Origin of the sequence: Novipirellula herctigrandis (genome assembly GCA_007859835.1) — a bacterium.
GTDB lineage: Bacteria > Planctomycetota > Planctomycetia > Pirellulales > Pirellulaceae > Novipirellula_A > Novipirellula_A herctigrandis.
Genome location: SJPJ01000001.1, coordinates 5,324,545 through 5,340,093 on the forward strand (window position 1 = coordinate 5,324,545; position 15,549 = coordinate 5,340,093).

Here is a 15,549-nt window from a genome sequence, read left to right on the forward strand (position 1 = left end):
CTATGATCTTGACTTCACAGTCCTGATCAATGGCCGCCGGAATTAGAACCGAAAGACGCCCAACGATGAAACGCCTGCTATTTTTGTTCCTTGCAATCAGTTGTCTCGTTCAATCCGTTGCGATTTCGGAAGATCGTTTTCCTCTTGATTGGCAGAATGAGACGACGATTGCCAAGGGCAAAATGCCCGCTCGTGCAACATCGTATTCCTACTCGTCGACCGACGAGGCTCTCGCTGGGAATCGTGCTCGTGCACGAATGATCTCGCTAAATGGTGATTGGAAATTTCGATTCGTAGCGGATTCTAATGACCGGCCTGTCGATTTTTTTCAAGCGGACTTTGACGCAAGCGATTGGGATTCACTCGCAGTGCCAAGCAGTTGGGAAGTCAAAGGATACGGCACGCCAATCTATACCAATGCAACCTATCCTTTCGCTGCGGATCCCCCTCGGATTGATCGTACTAATCCCGTTGGGTCGTATCGGCGTGACTTTGACATTCCGGCGACTTGGCAAGACATGCGAGTCGTGCTTCACTTCGGTGGCGTATCATCCGCATTCTATGTATGGGTGAACGGGGAATTAGCCGGTTACAGTCAAGGTAGCCGGTTGCCCGCCGAATTTGATGTGAGTGATTTAGTCAAAGAAGGCCCTAATCAACTTGCCGTGCAAGTCTTTCGATGGTCCGACGGAAGTTATCTTGAAGATCAGGATATGTGGCGACTGAGCGGAATTCATCGCGAAGTATTGTTGTTGGCTGAACCCAAAGTGGCATTAGACGATTTCTTTGTGCGCACGAAGTTTGATGAAGACCTGCAAGATGCAAAACTGCAAATTCGTCCGAAGATCGCAAGGATTCAAAACGCGTCGACAGACGGATGGAATTTGTCGGCACAGTTATTTGACGCTGATGACCAAGCGGTGCTGGCCGAACCACTTTCGATTCCGGTCAACAAGATTGTTAAAGAATGGTATCCACAACGCGACACAGTGCCGTTCGGATTGCTTGAGGCCAACATCTCGAAACCAGAAAAATGGTCAGCGGAAAAACCGTATCTTTACTCGCTGGTTTTTTCTCTCACGGATCCGAAAGGGGGATTGGCAGAATCGCGGAGTTGTCGAGTCGGTTTTCGACAGGTTGAAATCGATTCTTCCGGTGCATTGATGGTCAATGGTCGTGCAGTGAAGCTGATGGGTGTGAACCGGCATGATCATGACCATATCGAAGGCAAAGCTTTGACTCGCGACGATATGCGCGAAGATGTCCGATTGATGAAGCGATTCAATCTCAATTCGGTGCGCACGAGTCACTATCCGAATGATCCGTACTTCTACGAACTATGTGACCAATACGGCATCTACGTGATGGACGAAGCCAATGTGGAATCGCATGGTGTGCGTGGATTGTTGGTCAACACGCCTTCGTGGCACTATGCGATTAACGAACGGATCATCCGAATGGTTGAACGTGACAAGAACCATCCATCCGTGATCTCGTGGTCGCTTGGGAACGAAACGGGTTGCGGGCCGATTCACGCTGCGGCTGCTCATTGGATCAAGGATTTCGATCCGACTCGCTTCGTTCACTATGAAGGGGCACAAGGGGATCCGAACAGCCCCGACTATATCCCGGGCGGTGGGAACCAGTCGCAACGTTGGGACGTCATGGCCAATCCCAATGACCCCGCTTATGTCGACGTGATCAGTCGCATGTACCCGACTGTGAAGCAACTTCAGAACCTAAGTGAGGCTCCGCATATTAGGCGACCGATCGTGATGTGCGAATATGCGCACGCGATGGGCAATTCGCTCGGTAATCTTGCTGAGTACTGGGACGTGATCCGGTCCAAGCCGAACTTGATCGGTGGCTATATTTGGGACTGGGTCGATCAAGGACTGTTGACGACCAACGACGATGGCGACGAGTACTTTGCTTACGGTGGCGATTTTGGTGATACGCCGAACGACAGTAACTTCTGTTTGAATGGTGTGATCGCATCGGACCGCTCGCCAAAGCCGCAAACATGGGAATGCAAGTATGTGTTCCAGCCGGTGGCATTCGAGTCGATCGACCTGAGCGTTGGCAAAATCCGGTTGATCAATCGATTTAACTTTAAGAACACCGCTGAATACCAAATCCGCTGGCAGCTTTCCGAGAATGGCCTCGATGTCGCCCACGGTGAATTACCGAGTCTCGAGGTATCTCCGGGGCAAGGTCGCGTGATGACGATCCCGTATTCGCAGACTCCGATGAGACCAGACGCGGAATATTGGCTGCGGGTTAGCTTGCATGAAAAGCGACCGCAACTTTGGTGCGATGCAGGGTTTGAAATCGCCAAAGAACAATTCAGAGTGTCCCCTGACGGTCCAGTCGTCTCGACCTTTGTTTCGGCTAAGGCCCCATCAACCGAATACACGGACCAGCGTATCACTATTTCCGGCGACCGTTTTGAGGCTGACTTCGATCGTAAATCGGGTGACTTGGTTCGCTATGAAATCAATGGCACTGATCTATTGAAGTCGCCAATGCGAATGAATTTTTGGCGTCCGCAGACGGACAACGATCGGATCGGTGGGAAAACTCACAAAAATCAAGCGTTCTGGATGGAATTGGCTGATAAGCTTCAAACCAAACGGGTTGAAGCAAAGGTACAAGTCGATCAAACGGTGAAAGTTGCCGTTAGAAAAGCGTTGGGCGAGCAGGTCGTGATTGACATTGATTATTTCATTAACGGAGACGGTGATATAAAAGTCGGCATTCGTTTTGTTGCCGACCCATCGTTGCCGCCGCTAGTCCGGTTGGGCATGACTGTGGGAATCTCAGACGAGTACGCCGACATCCAGTACTACGGCAAAGGACCGTGGGAGAATTACAATGACCGTAGTCGCAGTGCGGAGGTCAAAGTGCACGATGCAGCGATTAGTGAGATGGCGGAGAATTACGTCCGGCCGCAAGAAAATGGAAATCGGACGCAAATTCGCTGGATCAAGTTTTCAGGCAAGGTACCAACACTGAGAATTCAAGGAGAGTCGCCAATGGCTTTTTCCATTTGGCCATGGTCGGCTGAAAACGTGTCGCAAGCGAAACACACGTACGAGTTAAAACCGCAAGGATTCTACACATTGAATCTTGACCATCGGCAAATGGGCGTCGGAGGAACCGATTCTTGGTCACCCAAAGCGTTGCCAATTAAGAAGTACCAAATCCCCGCTGGCACCTACGTGTGGTCGTTCGTGCTTGATATGCGTTAGGGTATTTTTGTCAGGCCAAAAACATGATCTCCCACAACCTGCTGGCGTCAATCATCGGGAACCACTTCGATTACCACTGCTGGCAGGAACACGGCTGGTAATTCCTGCAGGTCGCGATCGTCACGCACGAAGGTCTTCAATTGGTACTTGGGAGCAATCTGTTGCAACAATTCAATTCCTTCCGTGCTGCCGTAGGCCAATAACGCCTTGCCGCCGGGATTCAAATGCTGTCTCAGTCCCTTTAGCAATGAGTCCAACAACTGAAAGTTGGGATCGTACAGAGCATGTTCGCTTGGTTCCTTGGGGACCGCATCCTCCCATGGTGGATTCGAAACGATCAAATCAAACCGTTCGTCCGCACCGATGACCGAGAAGGCGCTTGGCGCGTTTGTCGGAACGAGTCTGACCTCAAGGGCTTTGCTCATGCCAAACTGGGCTGCATTGAAGCGAGCATTGGCCACCGCCGCGGGATTGATGTCGGTGGCTACTGCCGAATCCGCCCCAGCATCCAAACAAAACAGCGTCAACCAACCTGTGCCCGTGCCAATTTCGAGTACTCGCTTGGATCCTCCGTTCAACTCATCCCGCAACATGGGACGCAAAGTGTCGGTATCTTGCGCGTCCCAGAATACCGAGTCGAATTGGGCGATCCGCCGAGGGACATCGGCATGCGTATGCCATCTTTTCAGAGCAGGCCGAGTCTGTGAAGCGGAAGCGTTATCACCGGGTTGTAATGCTTCCTGGTTCAAGTTGGACGTCGGCACTCGTTGTTTTTTCGCCCGACCTTGGGACCATCTTCGCAAACCTTCGAGCCGTTGCTTGCCTTTTTCGAAGTACACGAGGTCGAGTGAGTTCAAGTGCAGTTTGTAGAGTTTGTCGCGTTGCTTTTCCCATCCCGGGCGAGGTGTTACCACGTTTTGCTCCACGAGCTTGTCCGTGATGTCGCCAGCTAGGATTTGATGACCGACAATGGTCGGATGCACATGATCCAAAAAAAGGTTGTCACCTGGAATCCCGCCTTTGCTCAATTCCGAAAAACGTTGTCGAGCCTCTAACAAGGGACAGCGGGAATCGTTGGCGGAGGCACGAATGATTTGGTTCATCGGTTTCAAAATTCGCAGCGGACAAATGTCTTCATCATTGGCCGCCTGCAAGTGAATTTTCGCCTCAGCAAATCGTTGCTCCTGATGAAGTAGCATACCAAGCTGATAATGTAATCCTGCATTTTGGTTGTTGACGGCGACGGCTTGGTCTAGCAGGTTTATGCTCTTGGTTCGGTCAGTCTGGATCATTGCAATGGCGTCGTTGACGAGCCTGTGGCACTGAGCCAACTCTTCCGCCGAAAGTCCTGCGGTGTCAGCCACTTTGAACGGAGGACATCCTTGCATGTTGACCGGCGGATCAACAAGCACCATTGGCACTTTGGCAGCAGCAGCCAAGCGAGTCATGCGGCGAAGATTGAACTCGAAGTGGTTGATAATCGATCGCTTCCACTCTGGATCTCGGTGGTAGTCCTCTAGACCTCCGCGATAATCAAGTAAGGCATCGACTTCCGTTGAGAGTACGTCCTTTTCAGCTGGCTGGTGGCTCGATGGAGCGTTGTTGGACACCAGTTGATGCAAGAAATTGATACTGCGGAGTTGAGCTAAACCCCCGTAAGCATGAGCGATCCACTCCGGTTGTTGCTTGTATGCCGAATAGGATCGATCCTCCAAAAATTCATTGTGTCCGGTATAGAGAATGACCAGGTCCGGTTCGTACCGGAGCATTTCCTCAAGCACGGGAACGAGTCGATAGCTGGCATAGGACACGCCGCCGCAGTTGATCACCTCCCATTGCTGATCGGGATCGGCCGCTCGCAACGAAAGTTCCAACCAGGTGCTGAAGGAAGTCTCTATTGCATACGGTCGACCTTGTACCGTGGAACCACCCAAGCACACAATTCGGAATTCATTCGCTGGCTTGGGATTCGCAAACGACTCTGGTCGAAAATACTCAAGTCGATCCGGCGCAGTCACGAGGCGACGGGCATCGTCAGAGGGCACAAAAAGCGGACGCTCGCTTTGGAAACCCACGAACGGGTCACTCAATGGAACTGCGGGGTCCCAACCAATGGCTCGCAGTGACACCTCCAAGAAAAGGGCTGGCATTAAACCGATTAGCACCGCCAGCAATCGGAACAGCCAGCATTTTTGGCGCGGTGTCCATCGCTTGGCACCTAGAGCGGGAGCATTCATACGCATGCCAATTTGCCTGTGATTTACTTGCGGTGTAGGCAGCGAGCTTGCTACGCCTGAACCGCCGAAAGTTCGGTTTCCTATTCATCGACTTCATTGACGCCAAAACTTTCAAGACTGCCATTTTAGGTCTCTCTGCATTCTATCACGATTCGGCGGCGGCATTAATTGTCGATGGTGAAATTATGGTGGCGGCAGTCGAACAATGCTTCGCACGGAAGAAACGCGATGCCCTTTTTTTGGAGTAGGCTGAAATTTATTAGATCCAACAGAAGCTGTTGCGGCCTGAGTAACTAGACTTTTCAAAAACGGATACTGTTGATTGACGCTATAGCGTGGGGTCTTTCTCTGCACTAAAATCTGTCAAGTGAGAGTTTTCGAACTGCATCAATGTCGAGTGATTCGTAAATCGAGTGCGATTCAAAGTGCGGCGATGCGGTGAAAGAATAGGCTTATGGCGGTGTCGATGAGTGAGGAAGGTAGCCAAACGATTTTTCATCAAGCATTGAAAGCAGCTGTCTTGCTGGGGGTCCCGATCCGGCTTGGGCATGCTCACGATCCATCGTTGCCCAGCGGAAATGCAACGGCGGCGAAGCTCGCTGAACTGCAGAACGTTGTCCCATCCACAGCGAGTATTCGAAGCAAATTGCCGTCTCAGTACGCTGCCGCACTCGCCGCATTTGACTCCACCGCTTCAATGCCGATCGTACTCAAAGGACTGAGCATCCATGGGTACTGCCACCGGCAACTCGCCCAATTGCTTCGCTCATCGGCAACCTACTTGCTCATCCTCTTCTCGCTGGGCTCGTTTGGTTTGTGTTTTTTTCGCGATCTGGTCACACCTAGCTTTGTGAAGATGCGACAAGATTTAGAGCTACCACCCGCTATGATTGTCGATACAGCTTCCGAGACAACGCATTGGTTGACTTTCCTGCTTGTATTGATGCTCGTCGCGATCGTGGTGACCGCAGCAGTGCGTTTTCTTGGAGGAACGTATTGGCTTGCTTTTTGGGTTGGGGGCCGCCGCTTCCGAAACCTCCTACTGGCCGCAACTGCGGCTGAAGTTTCGCGTGCAATGCTTCTCAAGGGCGTAACGCTCAGGGACTCTGTTTCGATTGCGTTGGACCTCGTCGACGCAAACACCAAGCAACGAACAATGATTCAATCTTCAACCGTTGGGCTTTCCGAGCAATCGGCAGTTGGGAGTCTGGGGGCGATTGCCGATAATTTTCAGTCAGCGGCGGATGACCGTCTTGTCGTTATGAAAGTTGCTCTTCCTATGATTCTTGTCTTTTGCTTGGGAGGCGCGGCAGTGCTAGCGTATTGTCTTGCGTTGTTCATGCCACTGGTCATGATGATTCGAGACTTAGCGGTGCCAACGAGTTTGTAAATGAATCCAATTCCCCTTTCCCAAGTAGAGGCCTCCATCGAGCTTGTGCTGCGTGATCGAGAACGGATTTCTACGGTGATCGAGTCGATATCGGTGGATTTTTCGGGGGCGTCACGACGGAATCTGCGACGATTGAGCAGGCGATTTAGACGCCCCATTTCAGCAGCGGAGGTACTCCTCGATTCGGATGCATTGACGGTGTGTCTAACGTTATCGCAGGTGCTCAGCGGACATTCCGTGACGCCTGAGTTGATCGAACAAGGAGTCCGCCAAAGTATTTCCCGGATGAATATGCATTCGCTGCGTGGCCGACGGTTGGTCCGATTGCTGCTTTATCCTTCAGTTTTGATGTTGATGAGCATCACCGTTTTCATCGTGTTCTGCATCTACTTAGTCCCTCAATTTGATCAAATATTCCAAGAGTTTGGACTGACAACGGATGGACCAACGCAGCGGATCATTGGGATTTCACGATGGGTTCGGCAAGAAGGAGTCCGCACGCTTCTCTTGCTAGCCGTCGCAGCGATAGTGGGGCTTGGGGTTACCCGGTACTACCAACGCCAGGGCCGGTTGCCTGATTGGATGGATTTCGTCGTTCGTCGATTGCGGATGTCGGGGCACACTTGGGCAAACTGGGCTTGGCATGTTGCCTTTCTGCTCGAAGCGGGGCTGTCGCAAGTCGATGCAAAAAAAATCGCGGGCCAATCCAATGTGGGCATCGCGTTATCCAATGAAGGGCCACCGAAAGTCACTTACCCGTTTATGTATGAAGCGATCAACCAGATAGACCGCGAAAATCAGATCGTCTTTTTGCGAGAGGCTGCCGTGTTGTATTGGGAACGCGCTTCGAATAAGGAACGATGGTGGTTAACTTGGTTGCCGCTGATCACGACGGGCATGGTCGGAATGGGAATCGCCATCGTATTGAAAGCCATCTTCGGTCCGCTAATTCAGCTCATTTCGGGATTGTCATGAGAGCCTCGCCAATCATCTCGTTACCGGAAAGATCGCTGTTGCGAGTGCTGGCTCGCTGTTACCGTCGCAATATCGACCCTGCGCCGCTGGTCGCCGCGTTGGCCAAAGAATTTTCAGGAGCGTACGGCTATCGGATTTCGCTATTGTCAAATCGGATAGCAGAAGGGGTGCCCGTTGTTGATGCGATCCATGGGCTTCCCGGTATCGTTTCGCCATCGGTCGATGCGATACTCATGTTTGCGAATCAATCAGGAACGCTATCGGAAGCTTACCAGTCGTTGTTGGATCAGGATCATGGGTGCAAGGAGGAGGTGGGAGTTGATGGCGAAAGCCCGACCCAAATGATGCTTCGCGTCTTAGCAAGTTTTTTCTTTGCGTTGATGGTGATTACCTTTCTACTCCTATTCATCATGCCTACATTTGAAAAGATGTTTGACGAGTTCGGGCTTGTTCTCCCTGCGCCCACTGTCTTGCTCATCGCTGTCGCAGCGCACCTGTCGCCATACATCGGGTTAGCAATCTTGGGTGTTGTCTTACTGTTATTGATTCGTTCGCCTGTGCTCGCCAGTTCGCTTTGGAATACATGGAGTTTGATGTCGCTGGGGAAAAAAACAGCTTCGCCACCGGTGCAGGTTCGTTCGCTGCTAGCAAGTACGATTGAATCGGGACAGTCGATTGAGACCATCGTCTGCTCACTATCCCATGTACATAGGCATGGCAATACGGGCAAGCGGCTTTCGCGAGCCGTAAGTCGAATCGAACAAGGCGCTGATGGATGGACTGCACTTGCAAAATCAAAGGTTCTGTGCTCCCGTGAAGCGAGGGCACTTGCGCTCACTCAATCGCCGGACACTCAGGCCTGGCTTCTTGATTGGTCTGCAAGCAAGCGGCAATCTCGCCGTGACCGTCAAAGGTTTGCCTGGACGGAAACGCTGTCACTGCTTCTTACGTTGACTTTGGCGATCGTCGTCGGATGGACGGCCATAGCAGTCTTCTTGCCACTTTGTGACTTGATTTGGGGGCTGTCATGAATCGGTTAACACGCTGTCGCCGAACTGCGACAACAATGATTGAAGTCGTAATTGCAGCAGGTCTACTCATCACGGTGATGAGTTTTGTCACCACACTGATGTATCGTGTCGATTTGGTTTGGAAAGATGTTGCCCATCAACGTGCCGCGATGAATGAACTCTCCAATCAACTTGACCGATTAAGTCTTATGCCCGCTGAGCAAATTCAATCTGAATTGCAAAAGTTCGAGCCTTCAGCAGAAGCTAAGTTGTCTTTGTTCAATCCAAAAGTGTCAGGTGAGTTGACGCAAGACGAACTAGGAAGCCGTTTGACCTTGCGATTGTCGTGGTCGCAATTACACCCTTCCAAGCCAATAGAGATGGCAACGTGGATTGCGGAGACCGCACCATGAATGATCGTCAAATTGGACGTTATGGGTATTCACTCATCGAATTGATGGTTGTGATCAGCGTTTCGGCTGTTTTGATGACTATCACCGTGGGGTGGATCATCGGGGCGATGAAGCATGCGTCGACGATGCGAGATCGAAGCCGGTGCCATCAAAGTATGCTGCAACTTGCTCGTGATTTTCGAGATGATGTTCATTCAGCCAGTTCAGCGAAATTGCCTGCACCGAATACGCTTGTCATGAAGCAGAATGATTCGGAATCCATCACCTATCGATTCCGAAGCAGTGATTCGGTGGAGCGCCAAGTCGCCAAAAATGACAGATTGACACACCGCCAACAGTATTGGCTTGCACCCGACTACCTTGTTCAATGGAGTGTCTTGGATCTGGGGGACGAAGTTGGAATGGTTATCACGTCCAAGCCAAAACAAGCATATTTTCTCGGAAGCAAGACCGCCGAATTGTCGCAGTTCGAAGACACTTCTGCCGCCCCTTCCGCATTGTTTGTAAAGGCCCAACTTGGACGTTTTAAACAGATGGTGAAAGATTTGAAATGAACAAAAGACCGAACTTAATACGGACCTCAAAACATTCGGGTGCGATTCTCGTTTGCGTTTTGGTTTGCTTGGGAATTGCGACTGCAATCGTTCTGACATCGGTCAAATCGAGCCTTCAAGCAAGACGACAAATGCAACATGAAAGACAACTCGAGCAAACTCGTTGGCTTCTGGACGCCGGTATCGCCCGTGCATCGAGTCAATTGAAAAACAACACTGGCTACGACGGGGAAACATGGATTGTAACACCATCGCTCGGACCAAATTGGATATCGCGAATCGAGATCGCGGTGATGAAGTCAGGTTCCGAAGCAAACGCAACTCGGATAAATGTCACCGCTGAGATTCGCGGAAATGATTCGTTGGCACATGCAACGCGTCGTTCTCATTCATTTCTAGTCGCTCTGTCGCAAGACAAAAATGATCGCACCTAATCCAACTGAAATAGAGGAAGAAGCTGAAAATGAGACGCCCATCCCAAACCATTTTTCTCAATCGTCGTCATGACGCGTTTACGCTAGTCGAATTGCTCGTCGTGATCGCGATCATCGGCGTGTTGGTAGGACTCTTGCTTCCAGCGGTCCAGGCAGCTCGCGAAGCCGCGCGACGTTGTTCTTGTCAAAATAACTTGGCACAACTTGGAATTGCCGTTCACAATTTTGAGTTTGCAAGGGAATACCTACCAAGTGGTGTCCTCAACCCCGATGGTCCGATCCGAAACGAGCCGATTGGCCAACATGTTAGCTTTCTCGTTCAATTACTTGGCTATGTCGAACAACAGGGAATCGCCGAGCACTTCGAGATCGCCAAAGGGACCTACGATCCAGCGAATGCAGCAGCACGGGCCCAGACGGTTTCGATATTTCTTTGCCCGTCATTTCCCGCCTCCATGAACTCTGCCGAAACCGCGGGGCTGACGAACTACGCAGGGTGTCACAATAGTACCGAAGCGATGGTCGACAAGGACGATGATGGACTTTTGTTTTTGAACAGCAAGGTGCGGTACGGTGATATCTTCGACGGTAGTAGCAATACGATTTTAATCGGTGAGATGCTACCCAATTCAGAAAGTCTTGGTTGGGCTTCGGGGACGAGTTCCTCGCTTCGTAACACCGGTGAAATTCAACTTGGAATGAGTGTCGCGCCGGACATTTGGGATGAGGCGGATCCTGAAAGCGTGGGCAGTTTTAGCAGCAAGCATCAAGGCGGTGCGCAGTTCGTGCTCGGTGATGGAGCCATTCGCTTTATCGATCAAAATATTGATCCGGAACTCTTTCGGAATCTAGGAAACCGCAGCGATCACGCGATGATGGGTGTCGAATTCTAACTGAACAGCCCGCTTTTGATTGGCTGTCGTGTACTAGCGCACGGTTTTTTGCGTAAAGACAACGCCCGACTCTCGCGATATCGCACTGCGGCTAATCGTATCGAAAAATACGACGTTTTTAATCCAATGTGGCGCTGTTTAGCTAGCCTTTTGTGACTGCCTTTCCGAAGCCGTACGCCAGGCATGAAAGCCTAGCGTACGTCGCAAAATTCATTTTATCAAGGAAGCAAGCGTCAATCCATCACGATGCAGACTTTGCCTTCTTGGCCTTGGTCCGACAACTCGTAAGCTTTTGCTGCTTCTGAGATTGGCAATTTACGACCGCATGTTGCTTCGGGATGAACACCACGCACCGCTAATAGCTGAGCCAAATCCGACAAGTGTTTTCGCGACGTGACCCAAGATCCGAACAAGGTGACTTGTTCATGAATCAGGTAAGGCGAAACATCGAATTCAACCTTGCCACCTTCACCAACGAAACCGCATCGACCCCATTGCCGAGTGCTCTTCAGAGCAAGTAAACGCGCTGGCGCTGCTCCTGAACAATCGATGGTCACTTCGGCTCCTTTTCCACCCGTCAAATCTTTGATGATGTCAATCGCGGAGTCATCCGATTTGATCACATGGTCGACCAGTGGAACGCCTGATTGGTATTCGAGTTCCTTGGCGAGATTCAAACGACCTTCGGCCAAGTCCAAACCAATGACTTCGTAGGCACCAAGTGCACGCCCAAGCTGAGCAGCGGCTAATCCAACGGGCCCAAGGCCTGTGATTAGCAATCGGTCTTTGCCACATACTTGCATTCGTTCCAAGCATTCCCATGCCGTTCCAAAACCGCAAGCCATAAACGCTCCGTCGACATAACTTAGCTCATCCGGAAGCGGGATACAGTCCATTTCGTCGGCCAGAAGGTATTCTGCGTGACCACCATCGCGTTGCCATCCGTATGCGCGGCGATATTCTTCACTCGTGCAACTGATTTGGTAGCCATGCATGCAATCTTCGCACACACCGCAACCCGAAATGTGGTACATCACCACACGGTCACCGACTGATCTAGCTCGGCATCCCGGACCAACTTTGACAACTTGGCCGCTTGGCTCATGGCCCGCAATCACACCTTGGTAAGCTTCAGGGCCTTTGCCAAGATGTTCGCGATAAATGGCTCGGATGTCACTTCCGCAAATCGACGAGGCCTTCATTTTTAAGAGAACTTGGCCGTGCCCCGGTTCGGGTACGTCGTATTCGCGAAATTCAACTGTGCTGTTTCCCGGTAGTACAACGCCGGTCATTTTTTGTGGAATCGAAGACATAGAGTTTATTTCCTTGTCGGATGGATGATTAAAACAGGGAGGAGAAAAAGAGAATTACGCAGGGGTTATCTCGCCATTGAGATCCCAAAGGTCTTCCCAGCTTTGGTCTGCTTTCCACAAGAAGACTTGGCCCTTGATAAGCCGGCAATTTTTGTCGATTGCTGCGATCGCTTGCATCTCAGCGTCGCTCAACGGATCTTCGGTGACCGCCTTCAAGTTGGCCAAAATATTGCGTCGTTTGGTTGACATTGGAATCGGAATCTGACCACGTTGGACAGCCCATTTCAAACAGACGACTGCAGGATGGATATTATGATCCGCAGCAATTTTGACGATGACTGGATCTTCGATATCCACCGTATCGTCGGCCGTTCGATCTCGCTCGGGGCGAGCGGGCGATCCAATCGGCGAAAAACCGACTGGCACAATCCCGTTGTCGACGATGAATTGGAAAAGTTCGGGTTGTTGGAAATGGGGATGGATTTCCATTTCATTCACGACCGGTTTAATCTTGGCATCACGAAGGACTAACTTTAGCTTCGGGATCGTCATGTTCGATGTGCCTATGTTTCGGACCAAGCCCATCTCAACCAACTTTTCCATCTGACGCCATGTCTTCATGAAGCTTTCATGGATATATGGCTTCGCATCGGCACTGCGAGAGGTGATGTCGCAACCTGGAGCATGGAAATTTGGAAAAGGCCAATGAACAAAATACAAATCGATGTAGTCGAGTTGCAGATCTTTTAGCGATTGCTTACATGCCGGAATCACATCTTCTTCGGCATGCTTGTCATTCCATAGCTTTGAATTGATCCATAGCGATTCACGTTTGACGCCACCATCGGTAATCTGTTTCAGTGACTTGCCGATGTAAGCTTCATTGCCATAGACCGCCGCACAATCGAAGTGCCGATAGCCGACCGACGCAGCTGCGACCACTGCTTCGGCTACCGATTCGTGATCCGCATGGTCACTGCCGAAAGTGCCCAACCCAAGGGAAGGCATCTTGTCACCGGATGGCAACGTATGGAATGGAACCGCCGCCGGATCGACGCCGTCGTCTGCAATTGAAAAGGAAGTTGGGGTGGATGACATCGCAATTTACCTATTGAAGGGGGAGGGAAAGTATCGAAAGAGGACGCAGTGATTTTTGTTGTGATGGACTTCTTGTGTGAGTTGGGCGACAAGAGGCTATCGTGATGAGGCTATTTGAATCGACTTCGTAGGTCTTGTTCGGCCTCTTCGCCCCAATAGCCGCAATCGAGTTGGATAAACACGGACGTGTACGGCAACGTCATTGTTGTTTTGAGCAACAAGACATGAAACGCTTTTCCCGCCTCGTCCAACTTGGCAATAATATCGTCATGCGGCAACGAATGAACATTTTTGCCTTGAAGGCATTGGTCCAATTCTTTGCGATAAGAATCAATTCCCGGAGCGTATTGTTCGGTTAGCAAAGGCAATTCGCCATCGAGATAAATGATCGGTCGAACGTGGGACGATTTCGCGATCACGTCGACCGTTTCCTGTAGCACGGTTAACTGGTCTTCTCCGGTACACCGAGTGTCAATCCCGGGTGCTGTTTGCCAAGGATAGGCCGCGTCGGCGATTACAATCCAATTGCGATGGCCGAGCAGGCCAAGTCGCTCCGGCAGCATTTGTTTCCATGTCACAGACGGGTCGGCATTGGGCATTGTCGGCTCACATTCATAAAGCGTGTTGGATCATGGCGATTGGCTCGCCTTCTGTTTCCCTTTTTACAGGAATTGTTCAAACAATCAATTCACGTTTACGCCAACTTCTATCACATTTGCGACAATCCAATTACAATGCATTGGCGGGTTTTACGTCGTTTCTCGTCTTTCGGTGAACATACGACTCAACAAATGCGAACCATGTGTTCCCTATGAAAAGCAGCAAAAAGGTCGCCCTGATCGTAGAAACGTCAAAGGCATTCGGGCGTGGTTTACTCCAAAGTATCAGTCGCTACGCTCATTTACACGGTCGATGGTCACTGTATTTTGAGGAACGCGGGCTTGATGATCCGATCCCCCGCGGATTGTCGAGCGACCACTTCGACGGCATCATCCTTCGCACTCGCCAGCAAAGCCAGATGCACGAGATTTTGAAGCGTTCGATTCCAACGGTCTGTGTCGGTGAGGACAACCCGCCGGGGGTTTATGCGGTTGGATGTGACGAGGTCGTTTGTTCAAATTTGGCAGCAGAGCATTTACTCGAACGAAATTTTCGCCATTTTGGATTCGTGGGAATCTCTGGACACGTTTGGTCCGATCGACGCCGAGACGAGTTTGTCCGTTGTATCGGTGACGCGGGGTTTGATTGCTCGGTGATTGAGCCGAGTGGCCCGAACCACAAAATCGAAACATGGGAACCAATCCGGAAGAAGTTAGTCGATTGGATGATTGATTTGCCCAAACCGATTGGCGTGATGTGCTGCTATGACGTGATCGCGCGAGTCGTATTGGATGTATGCCAAGAACTATCGATTTCGGTTCCCGAAGACGTTGCGGTGATTGGGGTCGACAATGATGAAGTGCTCTGTGAAGTCAGCCAGCCGCCACTTTCGAGCGTGATGCATGACACCAAGCAAATTGGATTCGAGGCCGCTGCGATGCTCGACAAACTAATGCGAGGCGAATCGGTTGCGCGTTCCGTCATTGTTTCGCCTAGCGGTGTGAAAACTCGCCGGTCGACCGACACGTTAGCCATCGAAGATCGTGCCATCGCCACGGCCTTGGCCTATATCCGGCGTCATGCCTGCGATGGAATCGAAGTCAGTGATGTCGTGGATCATGTCCCGCTATCGCGTCGTACACTCGAGCGTCGGTTTCGTGACCAGGTCGGTCATTCACCGCTTGCGGAAATCGGTCAAGTTCGTTTGAAACGAGTCAAACAATTTCTTGCTGAGACGGACTTAAAGCTGGATGCAGTTGCCGCTCACAGTGGGTTCCGAAATACGCCTTACATGGCCGCACAGTTTCGAAAGATGTTCGGTATTACTCCCGGTCAGTATCGAGGAAGAGTACAAGGGCGTGGTTGAAACTGTCGCTGACGC

General features: G+C 51.0%; 14 protein-coding genes. 10 read left to right on the top strand and 4 right to left on the bottom strand.

The genetic code is table 11. The annotated features are described in order from the left end of the window. The first annotated feature begins 65 nt into the window (after positions 1-65). On the top strand, positions 66-3,251 hold the full coding sequence (locus CA13_RS19450; protein ID WP_146399432.1) for a glycoside hydrolase family 2 TIM barrel-domain containing protein: 3,186 nt from the start codon (positions 66-68) through the stop codon (positions 3,249-3,251). A gap of 47 nt (positions 3,252-3,298) precedes the next feature. Here CA13_RS19450 and CA13_RS19455 read toward each other — a convergent pair whose 3' ends face one another. Continuing rightward, entirely contained in the window at positions 3,299-5,488 is a 2,190-nt protein-coding gene (locus CA13_RS19455; protein ID WP_419194584.1) for a methyltransferase, read from the bottom strand. A 47-nt stretch (positions 5,489-5,535) separates the two neighbouring features. Between CA13_RS19455 and CA13_RS19460 the strand changes: the two genes are divergently transcribed. From CA13_RS19460 to CA13_RS19495, 8 genes are all read left to right on the top strand, one after another. Beyond that, positions 5,536-5,736, top strand: a complete 201-nt coding sequence (locus CA13_RS19460; RefSeq protein ID WP_146399436.1) for a carbamoyltransferase N-terminal domain-containing protein — start codon at positions 5,536-5,538, stop codon at positions 5,734-5,736. A 218-nt stretch (positions 5,737-5,954) separates the two neighbouring features. After that, on the top strand, positions 5,955-6,878 hold the full coding sequence (locus CA13_RS19465; RefSeq protein ID WP_146399438.1) for a type II secretion system F family protein: 924 nt from the start codon (positions 5,955-5,957) through the stop codon (positions 6,876-6,878). Next, positions 6,879-7,853: a type II secretion system F family protein gene (locus tag CA13_RS19470; RefSeq protein ID WP_146399440.1), complete on the top strand. Its 975-nt coding sequence runs from the start codon at positions 6,879-6,881 to the stop codon at positions 7,851-7,853. It begins immediately after the preceding gene. After that, positions 7,850-8,884: a type II secretion system F family protein gene (locus CA13_RS19475; protein ID WP_419194585.1), complete on the top strand. Its 1,035-nt coding sequence runs from the start codon at positions 7,850-7,852 to the stop codon at positions 8,882-8,884. Before CA13_RS19470 ends, CA13_RS19475 begins: the two co-directional genes overlap by 4 nt. A 35-nt stretch (positions 8,885-8,919) precedes the next feature. Then, positions 8,920-9,276, top strand: coding sequence for a hypothetical protein (locus CA13_RS19480; RefSeq protein WP_146399444.1), 357 nt, complete (start codon positions 8,920-8,922; stop codon positions 9,274-9,276). Beyond that, positions 9,273-9,830 carry a pilus assembly FimT family protein gene (locus CA13_RS19485; RefSeq protein ID WP_146399446.1) on the top strand — a complete coding sequence of 186 codons (558 nt, stop codon included), beginning with the start codon at positions 9,273-9,275 and terminating at the stop codon, positions 9,828-9,830. Before CA13_RS19480 ends, CA13_RS19485 begins: the two co-directional genes overlap by 4 nt. A gap of 131 nt (positions 9,831-9,961) precedes the next feature. Then, positions 9,962-10,264: a hypothetical protein gene (locus CA13_RS19490; RefSeq protein ID WP_146399448.1), complete on the top strand. Its 303-nt coding sequence runs from the start codon at positions 9,962-9,964 to the stop codon at positions 10,262-10,264. A gap of 29 nt (positions 10,265-10,293) precedes the next feature. Beyond that, a complete protein-coding gene (locus CA13_RS19495; protein WP_146399450.1) occupies positions 10,294-11,157 on the top strand; it encodes a DUF1559 domain-containing protein in 864 nt (287 codons plus the stop codon). Between the two features lie 233 nt (positions 11,158-11,390). Here the strand turns inward: CA13_RS19495 and CA13_RS19500 are convergent, their stop codons facing one another. The 3 genes from CA13_RS19500 to CA13_RS19510 form a co-directional block, all read right to left on the bottom strand. Further along, positions 11,391-12,470, bottom strand: a complete 1,080-nt coding sequence (locus CA13_RS19500) for a zinc-dependent alcohol dehydrogenase family protein (RefSeq protein WP_146399452.1) — start codon at positions 12,468-12,470, stop codon at positions 11,391-11,393. A 54-nt stretch (positions 12,471-12,524) separates the two neighbouring features. Further along, positions 12,525-13,568 (bottom strand): aldo/keto reductase, encoded by a 1,044-nt coding sequence (locus tag CA13_RS19505; protein ID WP_146399454.1) that lies wholly within the window; start codon positions 13,566-13,568, stop codon positions 12,525-12,527. Between the two features lie 110 nt (positions 13,569-13,678). Continuing rightward, on the bottom strand, positions 13,679-14,167 hold the full coding sequence (locus CA13_RS19510; protein WP_146399456.1) for an RbsD/FucU domain-containing protein: 489 nt from the start codon (positions 14,165-14,167) through the stop codon (positions 13,679-13,681). A gap of 212 nt (positions 14,168-14,379) precedes the next feature. On the opposite strand from CA13_RS19510, the gene CA13_RS19515 reads away from it, so the two are divergent. After that, the gene (locus CA13_RS19515; protein WP_146399458.1) at positions 14,380-15,534 is read left to right on the top strand and encodes an AraC family transcriptional regulator; all 1,155 of its coding nucleotides are present in this window, start codon (positions 14,380-14,382) and stop codon (positions 15,532-15,534) included. The last annotated feature ends 15 nt before the right edge of the window (positions 15,535-15,549 follow it).

Excerpts from the sequence above, each read along its gene's own strand:
- CA13_RS19465 (WP_146399438.1), top strand. The coding sequence starts at position 5,955 with ATGAGTGAGGAAGGTAGCCAAACGATTTTTCATCAAGCATTGAAAGCA.
- CA13_RS19490 (WP_146399448.1), top strand. The coding sequence starts at position 9,962 with ATGCAACATGAAAGACAACTCGAGCAAACTCGTTGGCTTCTGGACGCC.
- CA13_RS19495 (WP_146399450.1), top strand. The coding sequence starts at position 10,294 with ATGAGACGCCCATCCCAAACCATTTTTCTCAATCGTCGTCATGACGCG.
- CA13_RS19480 (WP_146399444.1), top strand. The coding sequence starts at position 8,920 with ATGATTGAAGTCGTAATTGCAGCAGGTCTACTCATCACGGTGATGAGT.
- CA13_RS19455 (WP_419194584.1), bottom strand. The coding sequence starts at position 5,488 with ATGAATGCTCCCGCTCTAGGTGCCAAGCGATGGACACCGCGCCAAAAA.
- CA13_RS19450 (WP_146399432.1), top strand. The coding sequence starts at position 66 with ATGAAACGCCTGCTATTTTTGTTCCTTGCAATCAGTTGTCTCGTTCAA.
- CA13_RS19510 (WP_146399456.1), bottom strand. The coding sequence starts at position 14,167 with ATGCCCAATGCCGACCCGTCTGTGACATGGAAACAAATGCTGCCGGAG.
- CA13_RS19485 (WP_146399446.1), top strand. The coding sequence starts at position 9,273 with ATGAATGATCGTCAAATTGGACGTTATGGGTATTCACTCATCGAATTG.
- CA13_RS19500 (WP_146399452.1), bottom strand. The coding sequence starts at position 12,470 with ATGTCTTCGATTCCACAAAAAATGACCGGCGTTGTACTACCGGGAAAC.
- CA13_RS19515 (WP_146399458.1), top strand. The coding sequence starts at position 14,380 with ATGAAAAGCAGCAAAAAGGTCGCCCTGATCGTAGAAACGTCAAAGGCA.
- CA13_RS19475 (WP_419194585.1), top strand. The coding sequence starts at position 7,850 with ATGAGAGCCTCGCCAATCATCTCGTTACCGGAAAGATCGCTGTTGCGA.
- CA13_RS19505 (WP_146399454.1), bottom strand. The coding sequence starts at position 13,568 with ATGTCATCCACCCCAACTTCCTTTTCAATTGCAGACGACGGCGTCGAT.
- CA13_RS19470 (WP_146399440.1), top strand. The coding sequence starts at position 6,879 with ATGAATCCAATTCCCCTTTCCCAAGTAGAGGCCTCCATCGAGCTTGTG.